23 protein-coding genes are annotated in these 24,750 nt (G+C 37.3%); all 23 read right to left on the bottom strand.

Going from position 1 to position 24,750, the window contains the following annotated elements; all coding sequences use genetic code 11:
• Positions 1–161 precede the first annotated feature (161 nt).
• The 23 genes from PHY73_05995 to PHY73_05885 all read right to left on the bottom strand — a co-directional run bounded on the left by PHY73_05995 (position 162) and on the right by PHY73_05885 (position 24,746).
• On the bottom strand, positions 162–1,475 hold the full coding sequence (locus tag PHY73_05995; protein ID MDD3375257.1) for an O-antigen ligase family protein: 1,314 nt from the start codon (positions 1,473–1,475) through the stop codon (positions 162–164).
• A complete protein-coding gene (locus tag PHY73_05990; GenBank protein ID MDD3375256.1) occupies positions 1,468–2,769 on the bottom strand; it encodes an O-antigen ligase family protein in 1,302 nt (433 codons plus the stop codon). Before PHY73_05990 ends, PHY73_05995 begins: the two co-directional genes overlap by 8 nt.
• On the bottom strand, positions 2,762–4,015 hold the full coding sequence (locus PHY73_05985) for an O-antigen ligase family protein (protein ID MDD3375255.1): 1,254 nt from the start codon (positions 4,013–4,015) through the stop codon (positions 2,762–2,764). Before PHY73_05985 ends, PHY73_05990 begins: the two co-directional genes overlap by 8 nt.
• Positions 4,012–5,847, bottom strand: a complete 1,836-nt coding sequence (locus PHY73_05980; GenBank protein MDD3375254.1) for a nucleoside-diphosphate sugar epimerase/dehydratase — start codon at positions 5,845–5,847, stop codon at positions 4,012–4,014. Before PHY73_05980 ends, PHY73_05985 begins: the two co-directional genes overlap by 4 nt.
• 54 nt (positions 5,848–5,901) lie before the next feature.
• The gene (locus tag PHY73_05975; protein ID MDD3375253.1) at positions 5,902–6,462 is read right to left on the bottom strand and encodes a sugar transferase; all 561 of its coding nucleotides are present in this window, start codon (positions 6,460–6,462) and stop codon (positions 5,902–5,904) included.
• A gap of 47 nt (positions 6,463–6,509) precedes the next feature.
• Positions 6,510–7,646, bottom strand: coding sequence for an ATP-binding protein (locus PHY73_05970; GenBank protein ID MDD3375252.1), 1,137 nt, complete (start codon positions 7,644–7,646; stop codon positions 6,510–6,512).
• A gap of 154 nt (positions 7,647–7,800) precedes the next feature.
• A complete protein-coding gene (locus tag PHY73_05965) occupies positions 7,801–8,658 on the bottom strand; it encodes a HipA domain-containing protein (protein ID MDD3375251.1) in 858 nt (285 codons plus the stop codon).
• Positions 8,651–8,986, bottom strand: coding sequence for a HipA N-terminal domain-containing protein (locus PHY73_05960; protein MDD3375250.1), 336 nt, complete (start codon positions 8,984–8,986; stop codon positions 8,651–8,653). Before PHY73_05960 ends, PHY73_05965 begins: the two co-directional genes overlap by 8 nt.
• Positions 8,983–9,186: a type II toxin-antitoxin system Y4mF family antitoxin gene (locus tag PHY73_05955; GenBank protein ID MDD3375249.1), complete on the bottom strand. Its 204-nt coding sequence runs from the start codon at positions 9,184–9,186 to the stop codon at positions 8,983–8,985. Before PHY73_05955 ends, PHY73_05960 begins: the two co-directional genes overlap by 4 nt.
• A 186-nt stretch (positions 9,187–9,372) precedes the next feature.
• Positions 9,373–10,410 (bottom strand): thermonuclease family protein, encoded by a 1,038-nt coding sequence (locus PHY73_05950; GenBank protein MDD3375248.1) that lies wholly within the window; start codon positions 10,408–10,410, stop codon positions 9,373–9,375.
• 128 nt (positions 10,411–10,538) lie between these two features.
• Positions 10,539–11,762 carry a type II toxin-antitoxin system HipA family toxin gene (locus PHY73_05945; protein ID MDD3375247.1) on the bottom strand — a complete coding sequence of 408 codons (1,224 nt, stop codon included), beginning with the start codon at positions 11,760–11,762 and terminating at the stop codon, positions 10,539–10,541.
• On the bottom strand, positions 11,750–11,986 hold the full coding sequence (locus PHY73_05940; protein MDD3375246.1) for a helix-turn-helix transcriptional regulator: 237 nt from the start codon (positions 11,984–11,986) through the stop codon (positions 11,750–11,752). Before PHY73_05940 ends, PHY73_05945 begins: the two co-directional genes overlap by 13 nt.
• Before the next feature lie 236 nt (positions 11,987–12,222).
• Positions 12,223–13,566: an AAA family ATPase gene (locus PHY73_05935; protein MDD3375245.1), complete on the bottom strand. Its 1,344-nt coding sequence runs from the start codon at positions 13,564–13,566 to the stop codon at positions 12,223–12,225.
• Positions 13,567–14,096: 530 nt separating this feature from the next.
• Positions 14,097–15,038, bottom strand: a complete 942-nt coding sequence (locus tag PHY73_05930) for an SDR family oxidoreductase (GenBank protein MDD3375244.1) — start codon at positions 15,036–15,038, stop codon at positions 14,097–14,099.
• A gap of 53 nt (positions 15,039–15,091) precedes the next feature.
• The gene (locus PHY73_05925) at positions 15,092–15,850 is read right to left on the bottom strand and encodes a glycosyltransferase family 2 protein (protein ID MDD3375243.1); all 759 of its coding nucleotides are present in this window, start codon (positions 15,848–15,850) and stop codon (positions 15,092–15,094) included.
• Between the two features lie 56 nt (positions 15,851–15,906).
• Positions 15,907–17,286 (bottom strand): hypothetical protein, encoded by a 1,380-nt coding sequence (locus PHY73_05920; protein ID MDD3375242.1) that lies wholly within the window; start codon positions 17,284–17,286, stop codon positions 15,907–15,909.
• A complete protein-coding gene (locus PHY73_05915) occupies positions 17,279–18,397 on the bottom strand; it encodes a hypothetical protein (protein ID MDD3375241.1) in 1,119 nt (372 codons plus the stop codon). The genes PHY73_05920 and PHY73_05915 overlap by 8 nt, the downstream gene beginning before the upstream one ends.
• A gap of 220 nt (positions 18,398–18,617) precedes the next feature.
• Positions 18,618–19,463 (bottom strand): N-acetylneuraminate synthase family protein, encoded by an 846-nt coding sequence (locus PHY73_05910; GenBank protein ID MDD3375240.1) that lies wholly within the window; start codon positions 19,461–19,463, stop codon positions 18,618–18,620.
• A gap of 59 nt (positions 19,464–19,522) precedes the next feature.
• Positions 19,523–20,395 carry an SPASM domain-containing protein gene (locus PHY73_05905; protein MDD3375239.1) on the bottom strand — a complete coding sequence of 291 codons (873 nt, stop codon included), beginning with the start codon at positions 20,393–20,395 and terminating at the stop codon, positions 19,523–19,525.
• A 20-nt stretch (positions 20,396–20,415) separates the two neighbouring features.
• Positions 20,416–21,243 (bottom strand): SDR family oxidoreductase, encoded by an 828-nt coding sequence (locus PHY73_05900; protein ID MDD3375238.1) that lies wholly within the window; start codon positions 21,241–21,243, stop codon positions 20,416–20,418.
• A gap of 4 nt (positions 21,244–21,247) precedes the next feature.
• Positions 21,248–21,940 (bottom strand): acylneuraminate cytidylyltransferase family protein, encoded by a 693-nt coding sequence (locus PHY73_05895; GenBank protein MDD3375237.1) that lies wholly within the window; start codon positions 21,938–21,940, stop codon positions 21,248–21,250.
• On the bottom strand, positions 21,937–23,460 hold the full coding sequence (locus tag PHY73_05890) for an oligosaccharide flippase family protein (GenBank protein MDD3375236.1): 1,524 nt from the start codon (positions 23,458–23,460) through the stop codon (positions 21,937–21,939). The genes PHY73_05895 and PHY73_05890 overlap by 4 nt, the downstream gene beginning before the upstream one ends.
• Entirely contained in the window at positions 23,457–24,746 is a 1,290-nt protein-coding gene (locus PHY73_05885; GenBank protein MDD3375235.1) for a hypothetical protein, read from the bottom strand. The genes PHY73_05890 and PHY73_05885 overlap by 4 nt, the downstream gene beginning before the upstream one ends.
• Positions 24,747–24,750 lie beyond the last annotated feature (4 nt).

Below are 24,750 nucleotides of genomic sequence, written 5' to 3'. Positions count from 1 at the left end.
ATAACCTCTAGCAAAATATCCGCAAGAGACTCTCTCTGTCGATTTAAAAAAACTAAACGTAAAAACACGCATCGCTAATTAAGGGTAGCGCTTGTCGCCTTTTTTAAAAAACAATACTTTTTACCACTCTCTAAAATCTCTCCTGTTGCACAATGCCAACATCAAGAAAGCTCCTCCAAATAGTCAGAACAAGACGTACGCGAATCTTTACCTATCCGCACAACAGCCATCAAAAATGCAACCTGAAACCAAAATAACACAGCAATCTTAGGATTATACAAATTGGTCTCTGTAAAACCATGCACCATAAAGGACACCAAGCCCATCATAATCCCCAAGCTACAAAACTTCAAAAAATCATTATTCATACACCTATAAAAAAATATTGCCTCTCTAAACACAGCAAACATCAAGACTACAAAAACTAAGAAATAAACTATTCCGGTTTCTCCTGCCATTTGCAAATAACTATTATGTGCATACCAGCTCCCATTAACATTATTTTCATTTCCAGGATCCAAAATAGCGTTATGCAATTTGTACTTCTGATAATTACGAGAAAATGTATTTACACCCACTCCCAAAAAAGGATGGTGGTTTATCATATTAAAAGCCGTTTCATAAATAATCGGCCTATCTTTGCCAAGAAAAATCTCTACCCAAGAATTAGTTGTCTTCGACCAATCCTTAACATTTCTAGGAATGACAAATGGAACTACCAAGATAGACGCCAACAACAACACAAAAATTACTTTATCTTTTCTAACTACACTCATAAGGAGCAAGACAAGAAACACTCCCAAGAGTGCACTTCGGCAAAAAGTAAAAGCCAGGCAAAACAATGCAAGAATAACAACTATAATCCCAGCAACCTTTTGTTTTTTCTTTGCATAATACAAAACCACAGGAATTAAGGCTGGAATAAAAAGAGCAAGATAACCAGCAAAGATATTCGTATGGGGAAACGTGGCATTCAGCCGAATCACCCCAATCGCCACATCATAATGATGTTGCCGCAAAAGATCCACGCCGAATACCAGCTGATAAATCCCATCTAACGAAACCAAAAGAAGCCCAGAAATCGCCGCCAAAACAATTTTCTGGATATGACGAACATCCCGAACTTCAAAAAAAACAATGATAAGAAGAAAGCCGTATTTAAGAAGCTTCCCCATCCCCTTCAAACTATCATCAATACTAATCGTGTTCCAAAAAGACAACAAAGCAATAACAAACAAAACAAAAAATAAAATAAGTACCGGATGAATAGTAATCCCCTTTAGAAAAGATTTCTTTTCTAACGGGATAGAATTTCTTTCTTTCAAAACAACTCTTTTAAAAATAAAGAAAAAAATAAGAGCTCCGATACATCCGTCAACCGCTGCCGAAGAAAAACTAGCCACAAAAGGAATGGCAACAATCAACCAAAAAATCACACTCTCACAAAATTTACCTATTTTCTCTCGCTTAATCATTCCTAAGTCCTCCTTTGTCTCCTTCAGCAGAAAGGAATGTAGACATCGCCTGCAGCATTCCCAGCGTTACCCAAAAAAGCGTTTTAAGTTGTAAGGAATACAGCTGAGTATCAAGAAAACTATGAACCAAAAATCCAAAAAGCCCAGCGGTCAGACCCCCACAAATAAGCCCCAAATTATTTTGCCGGTTAAGAAATGAAAAACGCACAGATCTCCAAAAAATAAAGCCAACAAAACAAAGAAAAGCAATAAGTGAAAAAACCCCACTCTCAGCCCAAATTTGCAAATAACAATTATGCGCATAATAACTGCCACCCATGGACGGAACATATTGAGAAAAACGATCCATAAACGTCCCTAATCCTTTACCCAAAAAAGGATTCTCTTTAATCATGGCAATCGCGCCTCGCCAAATAGCAATCCTTGCAGGGTCTCCAATAATACTGCTTTCAGCGCTCGCTTCGGACAATCCTCCTACGAGACCTCCAGCAGGATTGCTGACACTATTTCTGACTGATGCAAAAGTATTCATCACTCTCGCTGAGGCTACGGGCAACGAAGCTATTCCAACCAAAAAAAGAATCAAAAAAAGAAAAATATGCCGATACTTCTTTATTATTATGGCCAACAAAACCCCGCCAAGCAAAAATCCCATCCATGCCCCGCGAGAAAGCGTTAATAAAAGCGCACCTCCAGACAAAAATACAAACATAGGCACAAAAAAACCATAAATCTTATTCTTAAAATTAATAATACTCACGCTCAAAGCTAAAATTGCAGGAAGAACAAGATACGCAGCAAAATCATTCGGGTTTTCAAACGACCCTGTCACAGCAACACCTCCAAAAAGAGGTCTACCTCTAAAGACCTCAAACCCTAAAAACTTCTGAGAATACCCAGACAAAACAACCAGGCCTGCCACACTTAACATTAAAATAACTGCATTTCTTATTCGTTTTGATGTTTTAAGTGTGTCAGCAACGATTATAAAAATAAAAATGTATTGTACCCATTTACCGCCCAAAGCCCTTAAACCCTTGGCCAAATAAGGCCCACTATTCAATAAAGACATGGCCATAAAAACAACAAATAAAAAAAGAAAAATATAAATAGATTTGTTATCTCTAATAAAAGAAAAATCAGGACACAAAGACTTTTTTACAAAAAAAGCAACAATAGCCAAAACGCAAAAGATTCCAACTCCTGCTTTTGAGATCGGAATAAAAAGTATCAATCCATAGATAGAATATTCTATTATCTTATCTGCTATTTTTATGATCTTTTCTTTATTCAAGACTAGCTCTCCTTTCTAAAAGAACCCGCTGGACAGCCACAGTCATTCCCAGCATTACCCAAAATAAAATACTCAATTGAAGTGAATACAGCTGAGTATCAAAAAAGCTTACGACTAAAAACCCAAAAACCCCGGCAACTAGGCCAATCAAGAGAATTCCATATTCATCTTGCTTATTTTTCAGAGAAATCCAAACTCCTCGATATAAGATAAATCCTATTAAGCTCAAAAAAGCTATAAGCGTAAAAATTCCGCTCTCTGCCCACATCTGAAGATAACAATTATGAGCATAATAAATACCTATATCAGGAACATATTGATCAAAATAATTCATAAAAGTGCCCAACCCCTTGCCAAAAAAAGGATTTTCCTTGATCATGTCAACAGCTCCCTGCCAAATCACATACCTTTGAGAGTCTCCTGCTGAACCAAAAGAATACATCACTCTTTTAAAGAAAGAAGGAACTAAAAATAGACTTGAAAAAAACAGACCAAAAACTGCTAAAGGAAATTTCTTTTTTTTAGATAAAATAATAATCATCAAAAGCCCTACAGAAAATCCAAGCCATGCAGACCTAGAAAAAGTTAAAAGAAGAGACATGCCCAAAGCAACCACTACAAAATATATTAATATCCGGACTATTTTTTTCTTCCATTTCCAAGATGCCAACAAAATAAAGATTGGCAAACAATAGACAAAATAAGACCCCAAAGAATTAGGATTTTCAAAAGGCCCTGTCACAGCACGCATTACCATACTTTTATTTCTAAAGAATTCAAAACCTAAAAACTTCTGAGATAAGGCCGATAGCCCAACAAGTCCTCCAACAAAAAGAAAAACATAAAAAAAATTCTTTATTGATTTTCGGTCTCTAAAATGATCTATCGCGATCGCAAAAACAAGAAAATACTCTGCCCACTTAGAAAACAACGCCTTAAACCCCTTAGCCAAAAACGGCCCGCTATTAATCAATGACAATGCGCTGAAAATAAATAACGCGAGTAAGAGCCAAAATATTTTCGCATCTGCCTTAAAACTTGTAAAATCCCGAGTCAGCGCCTTGTTTATAATAAAACCAAAAACAACAAAACCTACAAAAGACTCAAGCAAAGCATTCGATATCGGAAGAAAAAATATTACTCCATAAAAGCCACATTCAATCATCTTTTCAGATATCATAATAGCTTTTTGACGATTCAACCTAAAATCCGTCTTTCTAAAATAGCTTGCTATTCTTTCTCTCATTTTTTTACTTTCAAAACAATCTCATTTAACAGCTCACAAACCTTTGCATAATCATAATTTTGAGCATACGCCAAAAGCTTACGAATTTCTTGTCTTAATTTTCGAATATCAATTTTATCAGGAGGAGCGACAAAAATTTTGTCATATTTTGTTGCAGCATCTCTTTCTCTATTCAAAAATAGCTCTTCTTTCAATTTCTCTCCTGGCCGAAGCCCAACAAAAGAAATCTTGATATCTTTTTCCGGCACAAGCCCAGAAAGGATAATAAGATCTTTTGCCAAATCAACAATTTTAATTTGCTCGCCCATATCCAAAACAAAAATCTCTCCGCCTTGACCCATGACACTTGCTTGCAAAACCAACAAAACCGCTTCATTGATACTCATAAAATACCGCTGCACATCTGGGTGGGTTACGGTAAGTGGACCACCCTCCTCAATTTGCTTCATAAAAAGCGGCACAATACTTCCAGCCGAACCTAGCACGTTGCCAAAACGCACCGCCATAAACTTTGTTTGGCTTTTCTGCGATTTTGCCTGCAAAAGCATCTCAGCAACACGTTTTGTAAAGCCCATCACGCTAGACGGATTAACCGCCTTATCCGTTGAAATTAAAATAAACCGCTCAACCTTATAGTGATGCGCAGCATAAATCATATTACCTGTGCCTAAAACATTATTCTTAACAGCCGCAACTGGATTTTCTTCCAGCAACGGAACATGTTTGTGCGCCGCCGCATGAAATACAACTTCAGGGCTATAGCGCGAAAAAACATATTTCAAAACTCCGACATCTTTGATGTCTCCAATAATGGTTGTAAACTTAATGTCCTTGTATTCCTTTAAGAAATCAATAGTCAAAAAATAAACATCATTTTCATTATGATCAAACAACAATATTTCTTTTGGGTTAAACCTAGCGATTTGCTTGCAAAGAACAGACCCAATCGATCCTCCTGCGCCCGTCACCAAAACAATTTTACCTTCAAGGTACCCACCAATCTCATCTTCATTAACTTCCACCTTCTCGCGACCTAAAAGGTCATCCGGCGTAATCGCTCGCGCCCTTACTTCTTGCTCTCCGCTCAATATCTTTTGTAAGCCAGGAACTATTCGTATTTTAACAGAAGGAATCCTACAATGAGAAACAACATCTCTTATCACAGCTCCAGTTGCCGAAGGAATCGCAATGATAATTTCATCAATTCTGTATTTTTCTACCAACGCCTCAATATCGCTACGCGTTCCTAAAACTTTTACCCCCTGCAAGCGAGAGCCTTTTTTTCTAGGATCATCATCAATAAACCCAACCACCTCCATGCCAGCTTTTGCATTAATACGCGCTTCCCTTAAAACCAAAACACCCGCTTCTCCTGCCCCAACAACAAGCGCTCTTTTTCGTTGAGCCCTAAACATCGGGCGAAATTTCTCTCTAAAAAGACGAACAGCAAAACGAACTCCTGTCATTAAACAAAAACACAAAAGACAGTCTAGAACAATGACCGATCTCGGAATGACAAGACCAGGATAAAGAAAAGTAACTCCAACCACAAAGCTTATCGTAGACAACACATTCGCCTTAAAGATTCTCCAAATATCCTCGATCCCAGCATATTTCCATAAGCCAGAAAAAAGGCCATGATAGCCAAAAAGAACCATCTTGATAAGAATAAGCAAAGGAAATGTTTTTAAGATCGTGTCCCAGAATTTTGGGTCAATATTAAAATCTAGACGCAAACAAAAAGCAAGGATATACGCACAGATAATCAGAAAAAAATGAATTCCGATCGTAATCACTCGACGAAATTTTAAAATTAATGCTTTAATATTCATGAGATTTTTATTATATACTAGAGAATTATTTTGGCAACTAATTAACCATATTTACTAATGAGACACACCTTCTCTTTTAATAACTTTCAAAGCCGTTAAAAAAATAATACGAAGATCAAACAAAAAAGAACGATTCTTTAAATAATACTCATCAAAAGAAACCTTCACAGGAATCGGAAGCTCGTCTCTCCCGTTAACCTGCGCCCATCCTGTTACGCCAGGAACAAGGGCAGAGATTCCCTTCTCTGTGCGCATTGCCACCAAATCATCTTGATTAAACAATGCTGGCCTTGGACCAACAAAACTCATGTCCCCTTTTAAAACATTGAATAATTGTGGTAATTCATCGAGACTATATTTACGTAAGAATTTCCCACAAGGAATCAAATGCTGGTCAGGATTTTTCATCAAATGCGTAGCAACCTGAGGCGTACCAACTTTCATTGTCCGAAATTTTGCCATCTTAAAAATAGCGTTATTAATCCCAACACGATCTGTCCAAAAGATGACAGAACCCTTAGAGCTTAATTTAATCCATAAAGCAATGATCAACATCGGAATGCTTAAAAGAATGATTAAAAATAGGGACAAAATAATATCAAAAATACGCTTTATCATGCTTCTCATAATTAATTATTATGCCCCTAGATTATCAAGAATACCTAAGACAAGATTTCAGGTAGGCGTCTTAATGCATCTTCTATAGGAAGAATCGAAATTTTGCCGTCCCTCATTTCGCGGCTGCCGCCATACAAAAAATATGCGTTTGACATGGGATAATCCACAAGAAAAGACTTCAATCCTTTCAACATGCCTCCCGAAATCCGTTTCGTCCGTTTAATTTCAAAAGCCCGGATCCCTTTATCTCCATACAGTACAAAATCTACTTCCGAATTATCCGCCGTTCTCCAATAATATATTTTATAACCTAGCCCATAATCCGTATTGACAGCGTTGAGTTCTTGAAAAAGAAGCGTCTCAAGGCTGACCCCTTCTATCTCTTCAGGCATATCCAAGGGGCCCGCAGGCCTCAAGGTGCGATAAACTCCCGCGTCAAAGAAATAGAATTTAGGATGACTCACCATGCGTCTCTTTGATTTCTTGACAAAAACAGGAACCCTGTACGCCATAAGCATATCTTCTAATATTGAAAAGTAGTTTTCCACAACCTTGCGCTCGACAAAACACTCTCTGGCAACAGATGAAATATTAAGAATCGAGCCTTGCGAAAAACTTGCAGCTTCGAGAAAGCGGGCAAATCCTGCCAAATTTCTAGTTAAGCCCTCCTGCCGTATTTCCTCTTCGAGATAAGTCTTGACATAGCTTGCAAGATAGGCCTTGGGGTTCTTTTCCGTATAAACACTAGGCAAATGTCCATGGGCCAGCGAAAAGCCTAAATCAAAATCTTTATCTAATTCCGAAACAGTAAACGGATGCATATAACAAGTAAGGGCACGACCAGCCAGTAAATTTTGCCCCTCTTTTTTTATCTTTCTTGCATTTGAACCGGTTAAAATAAATTTATATTTATGCTTTTCTATCAGACGGTGAACTTCGTTTAACAACTCGGGAACTCTTTGAACTTCATCGATGATAATCCAATCCTTAAAACCTTCAGATATTAAATTTTCTAAGCGTTGCGGATTAGCCAGAAGACTATTAAAAAGCTCCGCCTCCAATAAATCCACATAAATGGCTTTAGGAAAAGCAGCTTTGACCCACGTAGTCTTGCCTGTGCCTCGTGGACCAAATAAGAAAAAACTTTTATCTTTGGGGAAGTGAATTAATCTGGAATACATAATTCCATTCTACACATATTTTTGGAGTTGTCAATGGCAACGTCAAATACTAAATACTACATACCGCATACTAAATACTACATACTAAATACTTTTCTATATTACCGCTCCCTCACCCCTTCTAAAAACACATAAAAGCATAACAAAAAACAAATTATTGTACTATCTTTAGCCGATCCAGCCTTTCTTTGATAATATCAAGAAATCTTGCCTGATCTGCATCATTCATTTGAGACGTCAGAACAATCTCTCTCATCAGATTAAACTTCTTTTCAAATCGTTCGTAACGCACCTTAATCGGCACATTAAAATATTCAGCTAAACAATCAAAATCTTTTCTTAATAAATGATTTTTCTTGCCATTAATGTTTATCGCGGACTCATCCTCGTTAAGAATTACCAATTTTGAACACACGATATCGTAAGCTGGAGCTAACCGAATGCCTCCTTCTTTATGTAATATGGCGTAATTCTTCAAATGCGCATCACCATTACCGACAATAAAGTTAAGCACAACCCGATCAAAAAAAAGCTGAACATCATATCCTGGCGCTGAAGATATCTCTTTCAATTTTCGGCCAATTTGCTCTACCGATCCTTTGTATTTATCATTGACCCCGATGATCTGAACAAAATCTTCCTGCTGAATTTTAACCCTTTTATCCCGATCAAATCTTTTGATTACATAGGCAAGACTTTTGTCCTTTAAAGAAAGAAGGCAATGAGGCGGAACTTCAATACCCAATTCTTGTGCAATATCCATGCAACATTGTTCATTCTCTGGAATACGCAAAAAAGTTTGTTGCGGTTTTAGAATATATTCTCCTCCCGCATCCACGACAATGAGCATATTTTGTTTTTTATCCAACTTAACAGATAGCTTTGGCTGAACACCAGAAATAGAAAATTTTCCCGCTAACTTTTGTGCCTGTTGCGGCACATCTGCCAAGCCAAAGTCTATGCTCGGCCATTTTGAACAATGAAACATCTCTTTTAAGATCTTTTTATTCATGGCCCGTATCAACTTTCTGAATAGTAACACTGCCAGCTGTGTCTGCGCTAGCCGTGCCAATCAGCAACCCAAAATAATCTTTGCTGTCAATTTTTTGCGTTGCGCTAACAATATCTAAATACCATCCTTCAGGTAAAAGTCCCTTAAAAAATGGAAACAATTCTTTAGACTGATACGGCTCTGCGCGAGGAGGTAAAGACACTGCAATCGGGATGTTTTTCTTTAAGAATTCAAAATCATATTGAAAGATATACCCACTTGTAGCCTCTGACAAGTATCCTGCCAATTCGTCATTATAAAAAACTTCCGCTTTTCTCATGATATTCATTTCGCCTCATTCTTCCTTAATTCCAAATGATATCCCAAAAAATCCAGAACACGCACAAGCTTATCCATTCTCACAGTGGCTTTCCCTTGCTCAAGCTCCCTTAAAAAACGCAAACCAACTCCAGCCCTCTTAGCAAATTCCACTTGAGTTAAGCCAATTTTCTTACGCAATTCTTTTATTTGGAAAACCATATTAGCCATGTATTTATCAGAAACATTTAATCTTATCATATTAATAATATATCACCTTTCGGGTATAATATCAATAAATTATTTACTATCATGAACCCTAAGAGGTATAAATATCCTACTACTACACCCTATAGGGTATTCTTATTATGCATACCAAATACCACATACTATATACTACACACTATGCACTCTATTTCAATAAATAACCGCATACCCTTGATCAATAAGTTCTTGATTAAGATATGTCCCTTTTTCAGCAACAAGCTCTGGGTCCTTTTCATTCAAGTGGTAAAGAATATCCGCCAAATATCGACCATACTTATCTTCTTTGTATGTTTTGCAAATAACAAAATCAACTTTTGCACAAATTTTCTTAACATACTCTTTGGCCGCTATTCCTGAAACCGATGAAATCTCAGGCGTGTCAATGCCTCGCAAACGTAATTTTTGCTCAATCCATGAATCAAAACCAAGATCAATGTTTAAAATAATCGTATCCCCGTCAATCACGCGCGTTACAGTTGCCTGGTATGTATAAAGATATTCTGGATGTTTTGTCGCACGACGAACAAAATAACCTTTTTTATTTTTATAAGAACGAATCGGCGTTGGGCTTCCATTGCTTTTCCAATCAGGAATATTGATAGTACGCAAAAAGCCAAATCCCATATCCACCAACGCTTGAGCTTTAGCACAAGGGATACCTTTACGAAACAAGCATCGATATCGATAAAGCTTGCCTCGAATACATGGCAAAATTCCCGGCTTTGCCAAAATCTCAAGCTGTTTATTTTCCTCTTTCTTTTTCTTCTCGATTTTTTCTGAAAAAATTAACTGATAAAGTTTTAGCGCTGACAGCGATTCTTTGATCGCCTTATCTTCAAGCTTTTTGCGCTCTTTTTCATCTTCAACGCGAATCAGATTAGAATAGTGACTCCACGACAAAGATGTCTTTGGGATAGACGAATAAAAACGGTAAAACTTCGATAAATCATAAAAAAAACTTCTTGGGCGATTTAAATCCTTCGCAAGCTTTGAAACCATACTTGCACGCTCAGAATTACATCCAAGCTCACCCACAAATGGCTGCTCTAAGATTTGCCCAATATTCCAATGCGTCTTTAGCACTTCTCGTCGATAAGATTCTTCAATTGTTTTTCTTCCGCGAACAATCTCATCTTTAATTTTCTTTAAAATTGTCTGATAAAAATGACTAGAAAGAGTTTTTGTCATAAGAATTTCTTTATCTCTATAAATCCTTTAATCTATATACCAAATACTATATGCTATATACTATATACAAAATACTGCATACTTTTCACTCATTTTGTCAAAAATCTTTCACCCTCTCAACATCCTCGTTACTCCCTGGCTAACCTTAAGGTATTCTTTTCAATTAATTTGTAAATATCGTTAATTGTCGATACGCCTGCGAACTCTTTCTTTAATTTATTTCCTTCTCTCAAAACCATATCAATCATTTCATTCTTTAACCGCAAAACTAAATCCGCCTTAAGATCAATTGATTCAGCTAATGACACCCAATTCTTATTATAAATATTGTCAATTTTCTTTGCCCCGCCAATTTTCATAGCTAAGCTTTTAGATAGTCCCGAATAAAATATCGTGCTAACTAAATCATAGAAAGGTGCTATTTTAATTCCTTTGGCATCATACAAAAAAGAAATATTCTTAGCATGAGCATCCGCATTGCCGATAATACTATTAAAACAAATCCAATTGATCAAACGTTTTACATCAGATATTGAATTGCCAGAGAACTCTTTTCCTAAAGAAACACATTCTTTAATTCCAGGGCCTCCCTCTGATTGATACTTATTATACGAAGCTATTCCTAATGCCTGACAAAAATCTTCTTGATGTAACCTACTCCATTTCCCATTAATAAAAACCCTGTCATAGCGATCAATTAAAAGGGCATTGATATTTTTAATATTTAATAAACATGCTTCAGGAACATCAAGCCCAATACTTTTTGCCAATTTCATACAAAAAAATTCATTTTCAATTAAGCCCGGAAATCGCAAATTAATAGGCTTTAAAATATGCGTACTGATACTATTCCTTAACGGAAGCATTATTTTCTCATCTTTATAAAAAACAGGAATCTTCTGTTGCGCACCAGCAAGAGATAATCGGACATGGCCATCAGCAACCAAAATAGGCTTGGTATTAAGATTCTGAATCATATCATCCATTTCGTCTAAAGAAATGACACGATAATCATTATGTAAATCTAAAGATTCTCCGTCAGGCAAAATAATCAAAGCTCCAGCACAATCCCCTCCGATAGCCTTTAGCAGCGCATAAGAATTATCTTGTGATATATTAAAATAATTAGCAACTTGAGCGCGAACATCGCCCTCAGGAAGAAGGTTTGAAAAAAAGCTTAAAGAAAGCTTGTGAGAAAACCTGTTTTCTTGTAATGGGAGAGAAATAGATATGGGAAATCTATTCTTAAATGACAGCCATTGTGGCGAATATTGAAACTCCCAAATTTGATTATCATCAACTTTAAGAAAGCCAACTATATTCTCTTGAAAGAAAACGTTTAACTTTTCCATGTCTCAAACCCTTTATGCACAATTTGAACTTCTAAACCAAGAGCATTGATAATTTTTAATACTTTCTCAAGCTGAACAGTTGGCTTACCATTTTCAAGCTCGGAAATAAAGCGATTACCAGTGTTACAGAGATCGCTTACTTCTTTCTGAGTTAGCTTCAACTCTTTGCGTCTCTTGCGAATAACCTGACCTAATTGTTTTGTATTTTTTATAAGCTCAATCATAGTATTCCCTCTCGGTAATAATATAGCATATAAAATTAAAAAAGCAAGATAAAATTACCGATAGGTAACTATTAATCTCAGATGAATTCATACACAAATCTACATACCATATACTACATGCTACATACTATATACCAAATACTATATGCTAAATACTTTTCCCGCTTCACGTCTCACGTCCTTTGTCTTTTTCCGACCTCAGACTTAGGACTTTACCCCTTATCCTTTAACCCGCTTCACTTTTCACTTCCCGCGTCCCCCACTTCCCGAGCCAATCTTTTCATCTGCTCTACCGCATATAGCGGCAGTGTTAACACTTTATCATGCAAAGACAATTTCTCCTGCGAAAAACGCAAGCCAAACAACGATTTTTTTTCCTCGATAAACAATTTTAAAGATTTAAGCGTACCGGTTTTGCCTGCCTTAACCTCCACCGGCAATATCAGAGAATCAACCGCCACGACGTAATCAACCTCAGCCGAGCTACTCTTTTTATCACGCGCCCAGAAAAAAAGACCGCGCTCTAAATAACTGTCGCCATGAGCCCGTAATTCTTGGCCAATAAACTGCTCAGCCACAGCACCAGCATTGATCTGAAAGAAATTATTCGTTAATGTAAGTTCGGTTTGCAAACCGCAGGCATTCTGCATCAGGCCTATATCAAGAAAGTTCAGTTTAAATTTCATTTCATTCGCTTGCGCTCCTAAAGGAAGACCCGAAGCCGCCGTAGCATAGACAGGATAAATAATGCCCGCTAACTTTAAAAGGTTGAGCGCCCGCTTAACGTCCCTTGATTTGCTGTCCGGATCAATGTTGGAATACTTGATGCGATTGCCGACGAGTCTCGGAGCTTCATCTAGCACCTTTTGCAAATATTTAAATTCAGAAAATTTCGCGTATTTCCCAAAATCACTGCGATATGTTTGAAGCAAAGAATTTTGAATGCGCTGGCAATTTAAAAAGTTTTTATTTTCAAGGTACTCTTTAACCACAGCTGGCATACCTCCCACGATGAGATATATCCGCAACAAATCCATCAGCTTCTGATGGATCGCGTCATCAAGGGTGCGATCCAATCGTATTTCCGACAAATATTGACGCAAAGGCTCATTTCCTGACGCCGTTAAAAACTCACCGAACGATAATGGCTCAAGAAAGATAAACTGAATCCTGCCTACCGGCATCCGAAAATTCGAGTTGTTTAGAGCAAATTCCATCAATGAACCTGCTCCAATAACAGCAAGTCTGCCATGCTTTTCTTTGAAATACCGCAAGGCCATAATCGCGTTAGAGCATTCCTGAATCTCATCAAGAAAGAGCAATGTTTTCTCGGCTTCAATGCGTTCACCCGTAAGAAGCTGTAGCTTGTTAATAATCTCAATAGGATCAAGCGTGGTAAAACATTGTTTGAGTTCAGGTTTAAATTCGAAATTAACGATAACGACATTTTTAAATGCCTTTTTTCCAAACTCTTCCACAATGTAACTTTTGCCTACTTGCCGTGCCCCTCGTAATAATAAAGGAAGCCTGTCTTTACGCTCTTTCCAATCGAACAAATCTCTTTCTAGGTCTCTTTTCATAAAAAAATCCTTTCTATATATGGCTAATATACAAGGATATAATATACTAATATTGGCTATAATACAAGGCTAAACTATACAAATTTAAAACCAAGTACTTGCTCTACGCTATGCGCTATACGCTATCCTACATACCATATACTACATGCTACATACTATATACTTTTCCCGCTTCACTCTTCACACTTCACTCTGAATGAGCGCATAGTTTACGTGACCTTCAGGGATGTAAACTAAAGCGCGAATTTATCCCAAGGAGCACTTCTAAAGCGACGCGGGGATATCCGCATGACATCCGCTCTCCGCTATACGCTATACGCTATACGCTATCCTACACTCCAAATACTAAATACTTTTTCGCTTCACTATTCACACTTCACTCTGAATGAGCGCATAGTTTACGTGACCTTCAGGGATGTAAACTAAAGCGCGAATTTATCCCAAGGAGCACTTCTAAAGCGACGCGGGGATATCCGCATGACATCCGCTATCCGCTATACGCTATTATCCTACATACCAAATACCACATACTAAATACTTTCCCTTATTCCCTCTTCCATCGTAAACGGAGGCTTCCATCCTAATAAATTACGAATCTTGCTACAATCAACAGTGAGATTTCCTGTTAATTTCTCCAACTCTTTATCTTTACCAATAATTTTACACAATGTTTTTAATACACTCTGAGGAAAAGGAAACAAAACTACCTTCTTGTTCATTGAAACTGCAATCATCTGTATTAAATCCGGCGTGGACACATCCTCACCATCACTTAACAAAAAAGTTTCACCTACAGCTCTTGGATGAGTCATGCAAGTAATAATCGCATCCACTAAATTACCAACATAAAGAAAACTCCGTAAATTCTTAAAGCCTCCAAATGGCAGAGGAGCTTTCAGCTTAACCAAGCGCATTAATCGTGCAAAATTACCCGGAGCGCTGGGTCCATAGACCAGAGTTGGACGAAAAATCACAATTTCCATACCAGTACCCCTTACAACTTCGCAGAGAATCTGCTCAGCCTCCCATTTTGAGATTGCATAGGCACTAACCGGACAAGGAGTATCTTGTTCCGCAAAAGGCTTTCCCGAATCAACTTCTCCATTAACACCAATTGAACTCATAAAAAAGAATCGTTTCACCCCTGCCTTTACTGACTGCTCTGCCAATCGTTTTGTGCCCAACACATTCACTTTTCGAAAAACTTCAAGCGAATCAGCAGCTGATTCTTTAACAACATGAACACGCGCTGCCAAATGAATAACCACATCAATTCCGATTAATGCTTGAGCCCAATCAGCTTCAAGACCAACATCACTAATTTCAATATATTCATCAGCACCAAAAACATCGTGCATATTATTTCGAATAGCGACTCGGACAAAATAGCCTCTCGCTCTCAAAGAAGCACACAAATTGCGACCAATAAATCCGCTAGCGCCAGTAACCAATATTTTTTTTGGAACAGTCATCACCTATCCATTATTTATTATTCCACATCAAGCTCTTGTCTTTTTCCAATATCTTAAAAAATTATATATTTTAAAAATGCATTCAAAGCATAGTTAATAAAACACCACGTTGAATATATCACGCTTAATCCTTCATCTTCTCGATATGTACTCCAAACATATTTTGCTGAAGCAACCTTGTTTCTGGAGATAGATCCGCCAACAACTCGATACCGCATCAGATCTTCTTTTAATCCATGAGCTAAAAACCCCCTCTTTAAAATATCAAGCCAAAGAACAAAATCATCATAATATGTTTCTTTCATAAAAAAATCCCCAACTCTAGTTTTATCTATTACTACAGAAGATGTTGCAATTACAGTATTCTTAAGCAAATCATCATATCTAACAAGCTTTGGAATTCGAATAATTCTTCCCTGCTTATTTCCTAAAACAGAAATTCTTCTATATTCAGTAAAAGAAAAAGCACTATTTTTCCTTAACATAAAAGAAACCTGTCTATCGAGCTTAGCAGGCAACCACATATCATCACTATCTAAAAAGGCAACAAAACGATGCCTAGCCTCTAATAATGCTTTATTGCGCGTCCCAGCAGGGCCGCTATTGTGAAGATTCTTAAATAAACGAATTCGTTTGTCATTCTTTGCAAAGCTTTCAGCAATCTCTGTTGTTTTGTCACTTGAACAATCGTCAACAATAATCATTTCCCAATTATTAAACACTTGCTTTTGAACAGACTTAATCGCATCAGCTAGAAATCTATCAGAATTAAAGGTCGGAGTGATAATGGATACTGCAAATTCTTGATTCATATTCAAGAAATCTCATTCTTAATTTTCAGTAAAATGACATTACAATTATAAATTATTTAAACAGTTCCTATTTGCTCGATTAAAGACTTTGCTGTTTTTCTAGGACTATCTTCAGAAAATCCAAACAATTCTCCATCTTTTGACCATAAAAAAACCTGCGCTAAAAATTTCAAGACTTTATTGTATTCTGGCGCCCACCCGTTTCTCACTTTATGAATTGCTTCTGACAATTTATTTAAACTATCAACATCTAGCGTAATTCCCTTCCCGCGATAAAAAGTCTTTCCAACCACAATTACGGGTTTACCTTGCAAAACAGCCTCCACCCCAGCTTTCGAATTAACCGCAATCACCGCCCTCGAATCCTTTATGATATCAAATGAATTAATAGATGGATTTAAAAGGCATATACTGGGGTTCGCTTTAAGTGTATCCCGTATCCTTTTAAAAGGATACATGCCAACAGATGCAGGGTGCTCTTTGACAACCAAAACCCATCCATAAGGTAACTTTCGAGAAATATATTCAACCAATCCTATTTGGTCAAAAAATTCATTACATCTAGTTGTAAGCTGTAGGTCAAAAGGGACATGAAATGGAAAATATATGTAATTACAATCCGGAACCTTACTTGTATATAGTTTTTTCATTTTTCTTAAAGTAAAAGCTCTTTCTAAAATCATCATGCAACGATTAAAGATAGCACCGTATTCTTCTTTTTCTTTTGTGAAATATTTATGATTCAGTTTTCTAAATAAACTTTTTATTTTCTGAGCTGAAAATAAATCTCTCCAGCCCCTTTTTAAAAAAAACACCTTATCTTTTTCAGGCATCCTTATATCTTTGCTTTCAATATATTCGTTTATAAGACAAGTCGCTTCATCAAGCTGTTCTTGCTCAATTCTTGATGATAAACTCTCATCGCAAATATCAGCAAATAATGTATTTTTAGAAAAAACAATTTTTCCTTTGAGCATCGATGGTTCAATAAACAAATGCTCAATATTATTCTTTTTTGAAGCATAATACAAAGTCAAAGGGGCAATAAAATCTGCTGTTTCTTGCGCGACCAGATCAAAAGAAGATTCATTTAAGATTTGATCCATAACTCTTAAATATCTTAATGTTTTCTCCAATAAAAACTTTTCATCCTTAATATTAAATTGCACAGACTCTCGAAAATAAACCTCCCTGATATTCGGTATTCCAAACTTCTTTTCTGTCAATAAAACTTCTGATTCAGAAAAACCCCCTGGCGCTTGAATTTCAAATATATCGTGGCATATATACCCTTTTTTTCTAATTACTTTTGAAGCTGCCTGGTGACATGAAATAAATTCGGCCTGTATGCCCACTCTATCAAAAAAAGGACACATTTTTATGTAAAATTCTGCCTCAGGAATCCGCATGACTAATAAAGCTATCTTCTTAGGCATATCTTCTCCCTTTAAGCTTTGTAAATGTTTTATACGAAATCAAAAAAATAAAAAACGCACAACAAAAAAAAGGAAAGGGTAATAAGCTTCCAGCTGAAGTTAAGAAAGATGAGAAAACAAATATTCCTACTAAAACATAAAAAAACGCCGCGCCCAAACTCTGCTTTTTAATATTAACTAAAATTTCAGCCAACCCAATAAAACATCCTAAAATAAACGCAAAAATAAACATCCCTCTCTTCCCATACGTGACATAAGCGCTACCCGGCAAAGATAAAAACTTGCCCGGAGTTCTAGAGGGAGTCTGATTAAAAGGAACCTTAATGCCTATTCGCTCTAACGGAAACCATAAATATCGAAACATCATTTCTTTCCTATAATCTTCCATCTCTAAAACTTTTGCGAAAGTCCAATGATTGTGAATGATATAAATACTTGTCAGCTCATAATAATAATATATCTTTACAAAAATATTCTCAACCTTCTCGACCTTTTCAATCTTCTTCTTTTCTCCTCCTAAAAATGCGTAAAACGACTCGGAATAATATTTTACGTTCTTTTTTCCAAACGCATTTACTCTCAACTTAAAAATATAGAAATTATAAGAAGTCACCAGCAATACAACAACTAAGCATAGAAAGACATAGCTTCTTATTTTTTTACCTGGACAAGTTTTACACTTTAGCAAAATCAAGCCAAAAAAGAAACATAAAAAAAAGAAGGGAATCGTCCGCGATCCCATGGTTGATGCATATATTAACATGATAAAAACATTCAAAAACAACAACACATATTTAGCCTTAGAAATCAACTGTTCCCAAGAAAATAAAAGTAAAAAAATAGGAATAAAGTAAAAATTACACAATACGTGACCAAGAGCACTTGACCACGACAATATTCCTGCTTGTTTTCTCGCGACAGACGCACTTATCCATGCGTGGCGAGCATAGGCAATGCTCTTAGAATAATCAACTTCAAGATTGAAAATTTTATCATAAAAATGAAAAGACAGTCCGGCCAAGGCCAAGAGAGTAAAAATTAAAATAAAACCCCAAGCTATGTTCACTGAAAAAATTTCGCTTTCAGCAACCGTATATTTCTTCTTTTTCATAAAGACTTTCTTAGTTATCAAAAAGCCAGCAAATACAAAGAAAAAAAAGACAATAACTATAATTGTCGCTTGAGACTGAGTTTTATCAAAACGTGATTTAGCTGATATAAAATAAAAATTTAGAGAATATAACGCCCAAATCGTCAGCAACGAGGTAATCAGCAGAGATTTCTCCCGAACACCTCTAGTCGCCTGTTTTGTAGCCTTAATCCAATGTGGATCATTCCTCATAATATCGTAACTTTTTCGCGATTGATGCTTCCTTCTCAGAAACAGCCTTATTTCCATCACCTAAAATATCCTTAACCCTACGTGCATCTCTTACAAGAAGCTCTAAACCCCTATGTTCAAGTGATGCCGCCTGATCACTGCCATACATAGTCCTATCGAGAGTAACGTGCCTCTCGAGAACCACAGCGCCAGCGGCAACAGCCAAAATAGAGGGTAAAACCCCTCGCTCGTGCCCGCTATATCCTACCTCACATCCATATTTCTTTTTCAGCGTTTTTATTGCGTTTAAATTGCATTCCTCATCATCCGAAGGATAAGTAGAAACGCAATGAAGCAATGTATACACACAACCCTTCTTCTCAAAGACCTCCAAGGCTTTATCGATCATCCCCCAATCACTCATCCCGCAAGAAATGAACGTGTGTTTTTTCTCCTGCGCGATCATCTCTAACAAGTCATAGTGCGTCAACATCGCCGACGCGACTTTATTGTATTTTAAATCATACTGCTTTAAGAATTTCTGGCTTTCAAGATCCCATGCTGAAGCAAACCAGATAATGCCTTTTTCTTTACAATACCTGTCTATTTCATCATATTCTTCTTTTCCGAACTCCAATCCTTCTTTCTGCTCTCTTTGAGTGTTTCCCCAGGGACTTTCTCTAGGAGAATCCAGCAATTCTTTTGTATAGACAATATCAATCGTACGCTTTTGAAATTTTACTGCATCGCAACCGCATTCTTTTGCCATATCAATAAGTTTTTTTGCTATAGACAGGTCCCCGTTATGATTGATGCCGATCTCCGCAATAATAAAAATTTTTTCTTTTTCCCACATATAACTCTCCTTTTCCTTTTTCAACTTGCATTCCTCAACACATCTTTAAACAGACTGCACTACTCAGCCCTTTGTTTATTAACAACATCTGAATCATCAACCTTTTCTTTAACATTATGAACCGCGTTTCCTCTGCCTGTGGGCACACCCCAAAAATGACAATACGAACACAACGGAATATCCTTCCTTTTACCTTTCTTGTGCAATTCAAGCCACTTCATCCGTTGTTCGCCGTTCCAGATATCAAACAAACTTTGTTTATTTGCATCCCCGATCACTCCCAGCCGTTTGGGATCAAACCGCACACAGATCGAGACCTCCCCATTCCGATCAATCGCCATATGGTTTAAAAAATCCAGGCAGATACCCACCTCAGGCACCGTGGGCTCGGCCTTTTTATAATTAAAGCTTCCCATAGGGGCATGTAGAACACGCGACGCCATCACAAGCCCGAATTTTTCATACCGTTTGACATCAACATCTCCGTTAATTCTCAAGATGGCATACGGTTTCCTCTCGCCTTTTATTTTTAAGAACTTTTCGATGATTTCATACTGTTCATCCGCTTCCTCGTCATTTTCAAAAACAGAAATGGCCATCGTATCTACCACATCAATGATCTCATCGGCCTTTTCAACTAAAAGCTTTCCATTTGTATCAAAATTGGTGATCTGCCGAGCAAAAAGCTGTGCGGCTTCTTTAAACCGTGGATACAGCAGCGGCTCACCATTATTATGTAGTTGCACAACAATATTCTCCGGTAACTGAGCGGCAATTTTTTCAACAAGCACAAAATCCATATCGCCGTAATTCATGGCGATTTCCGGATAATCCTTATCGACCTTTCGACGTCCGCACATCCAGCATTCTTTATTGCATCTGCTGGTCAATTCAACGTTCACCGTTGTTAATCCATTAAAACATTTTTTCATTACAACTCCTTACATCATGACTATTTTATCGTCCAACCGCCATCAATAACAATAGACTGGCCCGTCATATAACTCGAGGCATCTGAAACAAGAAAAATAAATGTCCCGACCAGATCCTTAGGATGCCCAACCCTTTTTAATACTGTTTTTTCTTTAAGCCGTTCAATAAAAAAATCATTGTCGTCACTAACGCTGTTCTCTGTTTCCGTTTCTAGATTTGGAAACGCACCAGGCACAACAGCATTACATCGTATATTATATTTTCCCCAAAAAGAGGCAATATATCTTGTAAAAGCCAAAATACCGGATTTGTTGACGCCGTACGTGGCCGGATTCATAAAATCCGTTCCTTCATAAAGGCCGGGATCGGGCGAAACCGTGGCATACATCGAGCTGATATTAATAATACTTCCTGCCTTTTTCTTTTTGAATGTTTCCCCAATAATCTTTATAGTCAAGACACTCCAATATATGCCGCTTTCAAAAGCATTTTTCCATGTCTGATGATCTAAATTCTCGAACCAGGATTCTTTGGAATTGAACCCGGTTTTTTTACCAAGGTCATAAGCATTATTAATGATCGCGTCAATATCAAAATCTTGCGCAATGGTTTGCAGAAGCTTCTCTAACCCTTCCAGATCATACATATCTTGAAGAAAACCAGTCGCTCTTCCTGATCCATATTTTTCATTACATTGGCCAACAAAGGCCGTCACCTTTTTTGACCTGCCCAAAAGGATGACATTCCCACCAGCCTCAAGCATTGCCTCTGAGATATACTTGCCGAAAAATCCGGTTGCCCCTGTGATGAAAATCGTTTTTCCTGTTAGGTCAAAAAAGTTCGTCATTTTCTTATCCATTTTTCTGACACAGCCTATTCAGATAATATTCACAAATATCGATATCCTCTTCCTTATCGATCTGAAACGACTTCCAGAAGGGCATTTCATATATGCCGATCTTTCCGCCCAGCCGGTTACTGGTTTGACGCAGAATATCCTTTTTAAAAATATAGATCGAGCCGTTCTCCAAAAATCTGGGCTTGATATCCTGACGGCGCTGACGGTTACGGTAATCATATGTAATGCTTTGATAGTCCTCGCCCTGCTTTTCCCATACAAACCTGTCCTCTACTTTACAGCAGGAGAACAAAGAATCCAGATTTTCTCTGTTAAATTTTTCAAACGCATGATCAATGTCCAAACTTTCGCGAACCGGCGATGTCGCCTGTAAAAATACAACTATCTCAAAATCTATCTGTAAATCCTCTTCAATAACATTAATCGCATGTAACAACGCAGCTTCTGAAGTGGCTGTGTCTAATGATAACTCCTCCGGCCTTTTTATAACTTTCGCCCCTGCCTTCTCAGAAATTTCAGCTATTTTTTCATCATCAGTTGTTACAAAAACAGCCTCAATGCTTTTTGACTGAAGTGCCTGCTCAATCGACCACACAACCAGCGGCTTTCCTGCCACTTCAATAATATTCTTATTTTTGATTCCCTTGCTTCCTCCTCGCGCAGGGATAATAGCAACTGTTTTCATTTCCGTCCTCGAAAATAATTCTCAGCAGACATCGGTAAAAGGCTCACTATGAACCCTCGCTCTTCTTGAGTTAAGTATTTATAAAATAACACAACAAAATAACTTGCCATGCACAATACTGCAAACAAGGCAACCAAAACAATATTGCTTAAAAAATGTCGAAATATTACATACAATGTTAATGGTATAAAAACATATTTCAATCCATTTCCTAAAATTAAGAAAAATTCAGTCGAAGATGACCCCGTCTCCCTACAGGTCCAAATAGCAATAAATGGAATCCACAAAACTGTTCCTAAAAGATAACCAATAACCGCTGAATACAGACCCCACCAATGAATCGTCAGCACAATAAATAAAGTCGAAATAAGAACAACGCCCCAAACCCAAAATGCCATAAGCTTAAGCTTTCGCTCCATACCTGTCATAATCGAATTACTATAAGCAACCAGGGGCGCCAAAAGATTCCAAACAAACATAATCCGCAACAAAGGAAATAAGTGCTCATATTCAGCCGGCATCCAGAAGTGAAGAATTTCTCTGGAGAAAAGAAAACAAACGCTCAAGGCCGGCAAAAGAAAAAGAAACTGATACTTAAATCCGCACAAAAACAGCTTTTTTAATCTAACCTGATCCCCTCTTGCTTCTAAAGTGCTAGCAACAGGCATCACCGCGCTGTTTAAAAAACCTAACCCACTCTTTAAAAAACGAGGAATCTTCATAACTATCTCATAGCCTGTCATCGCAACAGGTCCTAAAAAAATGGCCACCATTAAACGAGGGGCGTTATGATAGAGCATGCTCGCGGGCTTTCCAGCAAACAAATATTTTGCCATCCCCCAGACTTTAGCCACCTCCTCTTTGTCGAACAAGACCCGAGCCCCAGACTGAGAAAAATCAAACACAAAAAATACCCCGTATGTCACAAAACGAAAAAATAAAGAAATAAGAAAAAAATATAAAATCATTTGAAAATTACTACCGCCGCTATTCAGATAAAAAAAGGTGCCCAGAGCATAGCTCAAATAAGTTACGATTTCAGTAATTTTTAAAACATCATATCGCTGCAACCCTTGAAAATAACCCATAAAGACAACTGAAGGAAAGACAAACAAATAAGATAAAAATACCCATCCCAAGACAGTAGATACTGAGCTTGCATACAACGCTGGAATCTTAAAAAGATCAACTAAAAAGCCTTTAAACAAAAAAGAAACAGCTAATAAAACAACACCTAAAGCAAGAAAAATCGCAAACGAAGAAATGGTTACTGAAAATAGACCCTGAACATTCTGCTCTTCTTTATATTTAGCCACATAACGCGCTACTCCACCCTGAAATCCCAACTCAAAAAGATTGATATAGCCATTCATTGTAAAAATATAAACAATAGCGATAAGGCCATACTGCTCAGCCCCCAATTTAATAATCATAAAAGGCAACAAAAACAACCCCGTCAAGCCAATAACAAAGGTTGATAGGCCGCAAAAAAATGTATTTTTAAAAATCAACTGCTTCAAAACCTCTCTCCCATCTTATCGAGAAATGCAAGACAATTATTAATGGCAGCTGCAGAATAGTAATTTCTAAAATATGTAAGCGCCTTTTCCTGATAAACACACAGCAATTCTGGATCGCGAACCAAACAGCAAACTTCTATAAAAGTAGTTTGAAATTCATAAATATCATTCAGTTGATACACAAGTCCTTCAAATACCTTACGCGACCCCTCCCACTCCAGAAATTCTTGAGCAATCGAATCATTAAACAAGATCACCGGCTTTCCCTGCAAAGACGGAATGGTCACCGTCGTTGACCCAAATGATAAGACAATATCAGCCTGCAACGATTCAGCATAAATCGGCTCATAGGTAATTATCCAATCATCATAATCAAACTCCTTCATAATCTCTTTGACTGCTTCATAATTATTTTGCGGATGAGGCTTAATAACCAATTGGGCTTGGGCTTGTTTCATTGCCTGCACAACCGCACTCAATGTCTTTTTAAACTCATCAGCTGTCAATGTACTATCCGTCTGAGCCGCATTTTCTGACCTACCAAATTTTCGAATTACAAAAAGCACTCGCAAATGCTCACCCTGCTTAGAGTGCTGTGTTTTCAAAAAATCAATCCATGAAGCATCATTGCCTGGATAACTTGAAAATTGTATTCGTTCATGAAATTGAGGATAACGGTCAATCGTTTCTTCTAAAGGAAAAGGATACCAATAATAACAAAATTCCGGCAACCCTTCCTCTTTGCCAAAATATAAGCTTTGAAACCCAGTGCTCCCAAACGTGCCATGCGGAAACAAGACAACCGGTTTTTTTTTCTCATAGGCATAAGACAAAAACTGATCCACGCCCGGCGCTGAAAAACTTCTTATCGGAAAAAAAACAATAGATGGATTAAGACAATCCAAATGTCCTTTGAGATCAATAAAAAGCTCACAGATCTTTTTACCGATTTTCCAAAAAATACGCTGAAATTTTCCACCAAGCGTATTAGGAGTATCCCATAATGATGTCCGATTCCACCGCCTAATTAACGGTTTTAAAATAGCAAAAGCAGGGCGCAGAATATCAGAAAGATCATACTCTCTGACACCAAGCTGCTTTAACGTAGAAGAATAAAACTGTGTTTCTCTAAGAATATTGTCTTTATTAAAAGAAAGATAAATCACCTGAACATCGACGTCCCAATCTCGCTTTTTAATCCCCCAAATCAATGGAACAAAAAAATCAAGCTCACTGGTGGCCTTTAAAACAAAAAATACAAAATGTTTCTTTGTTAACAAAGTCATAATA

This window comes from Candidatus Omnitrophota bacterium (assembly GCA_028693815.1).
In the GTDB taxonomy this organism is placed as follows: domain Bacteria; phylum Omnitrophota; class Gorgyraeia; order Zapsychrales; family Aceulaceae; genus Aceula.
The sequence above is the reverse complement of the archived record's forward strand: the minus strand, read 5'-3'. Positions and strand labels throughout refer to the sequence as shown.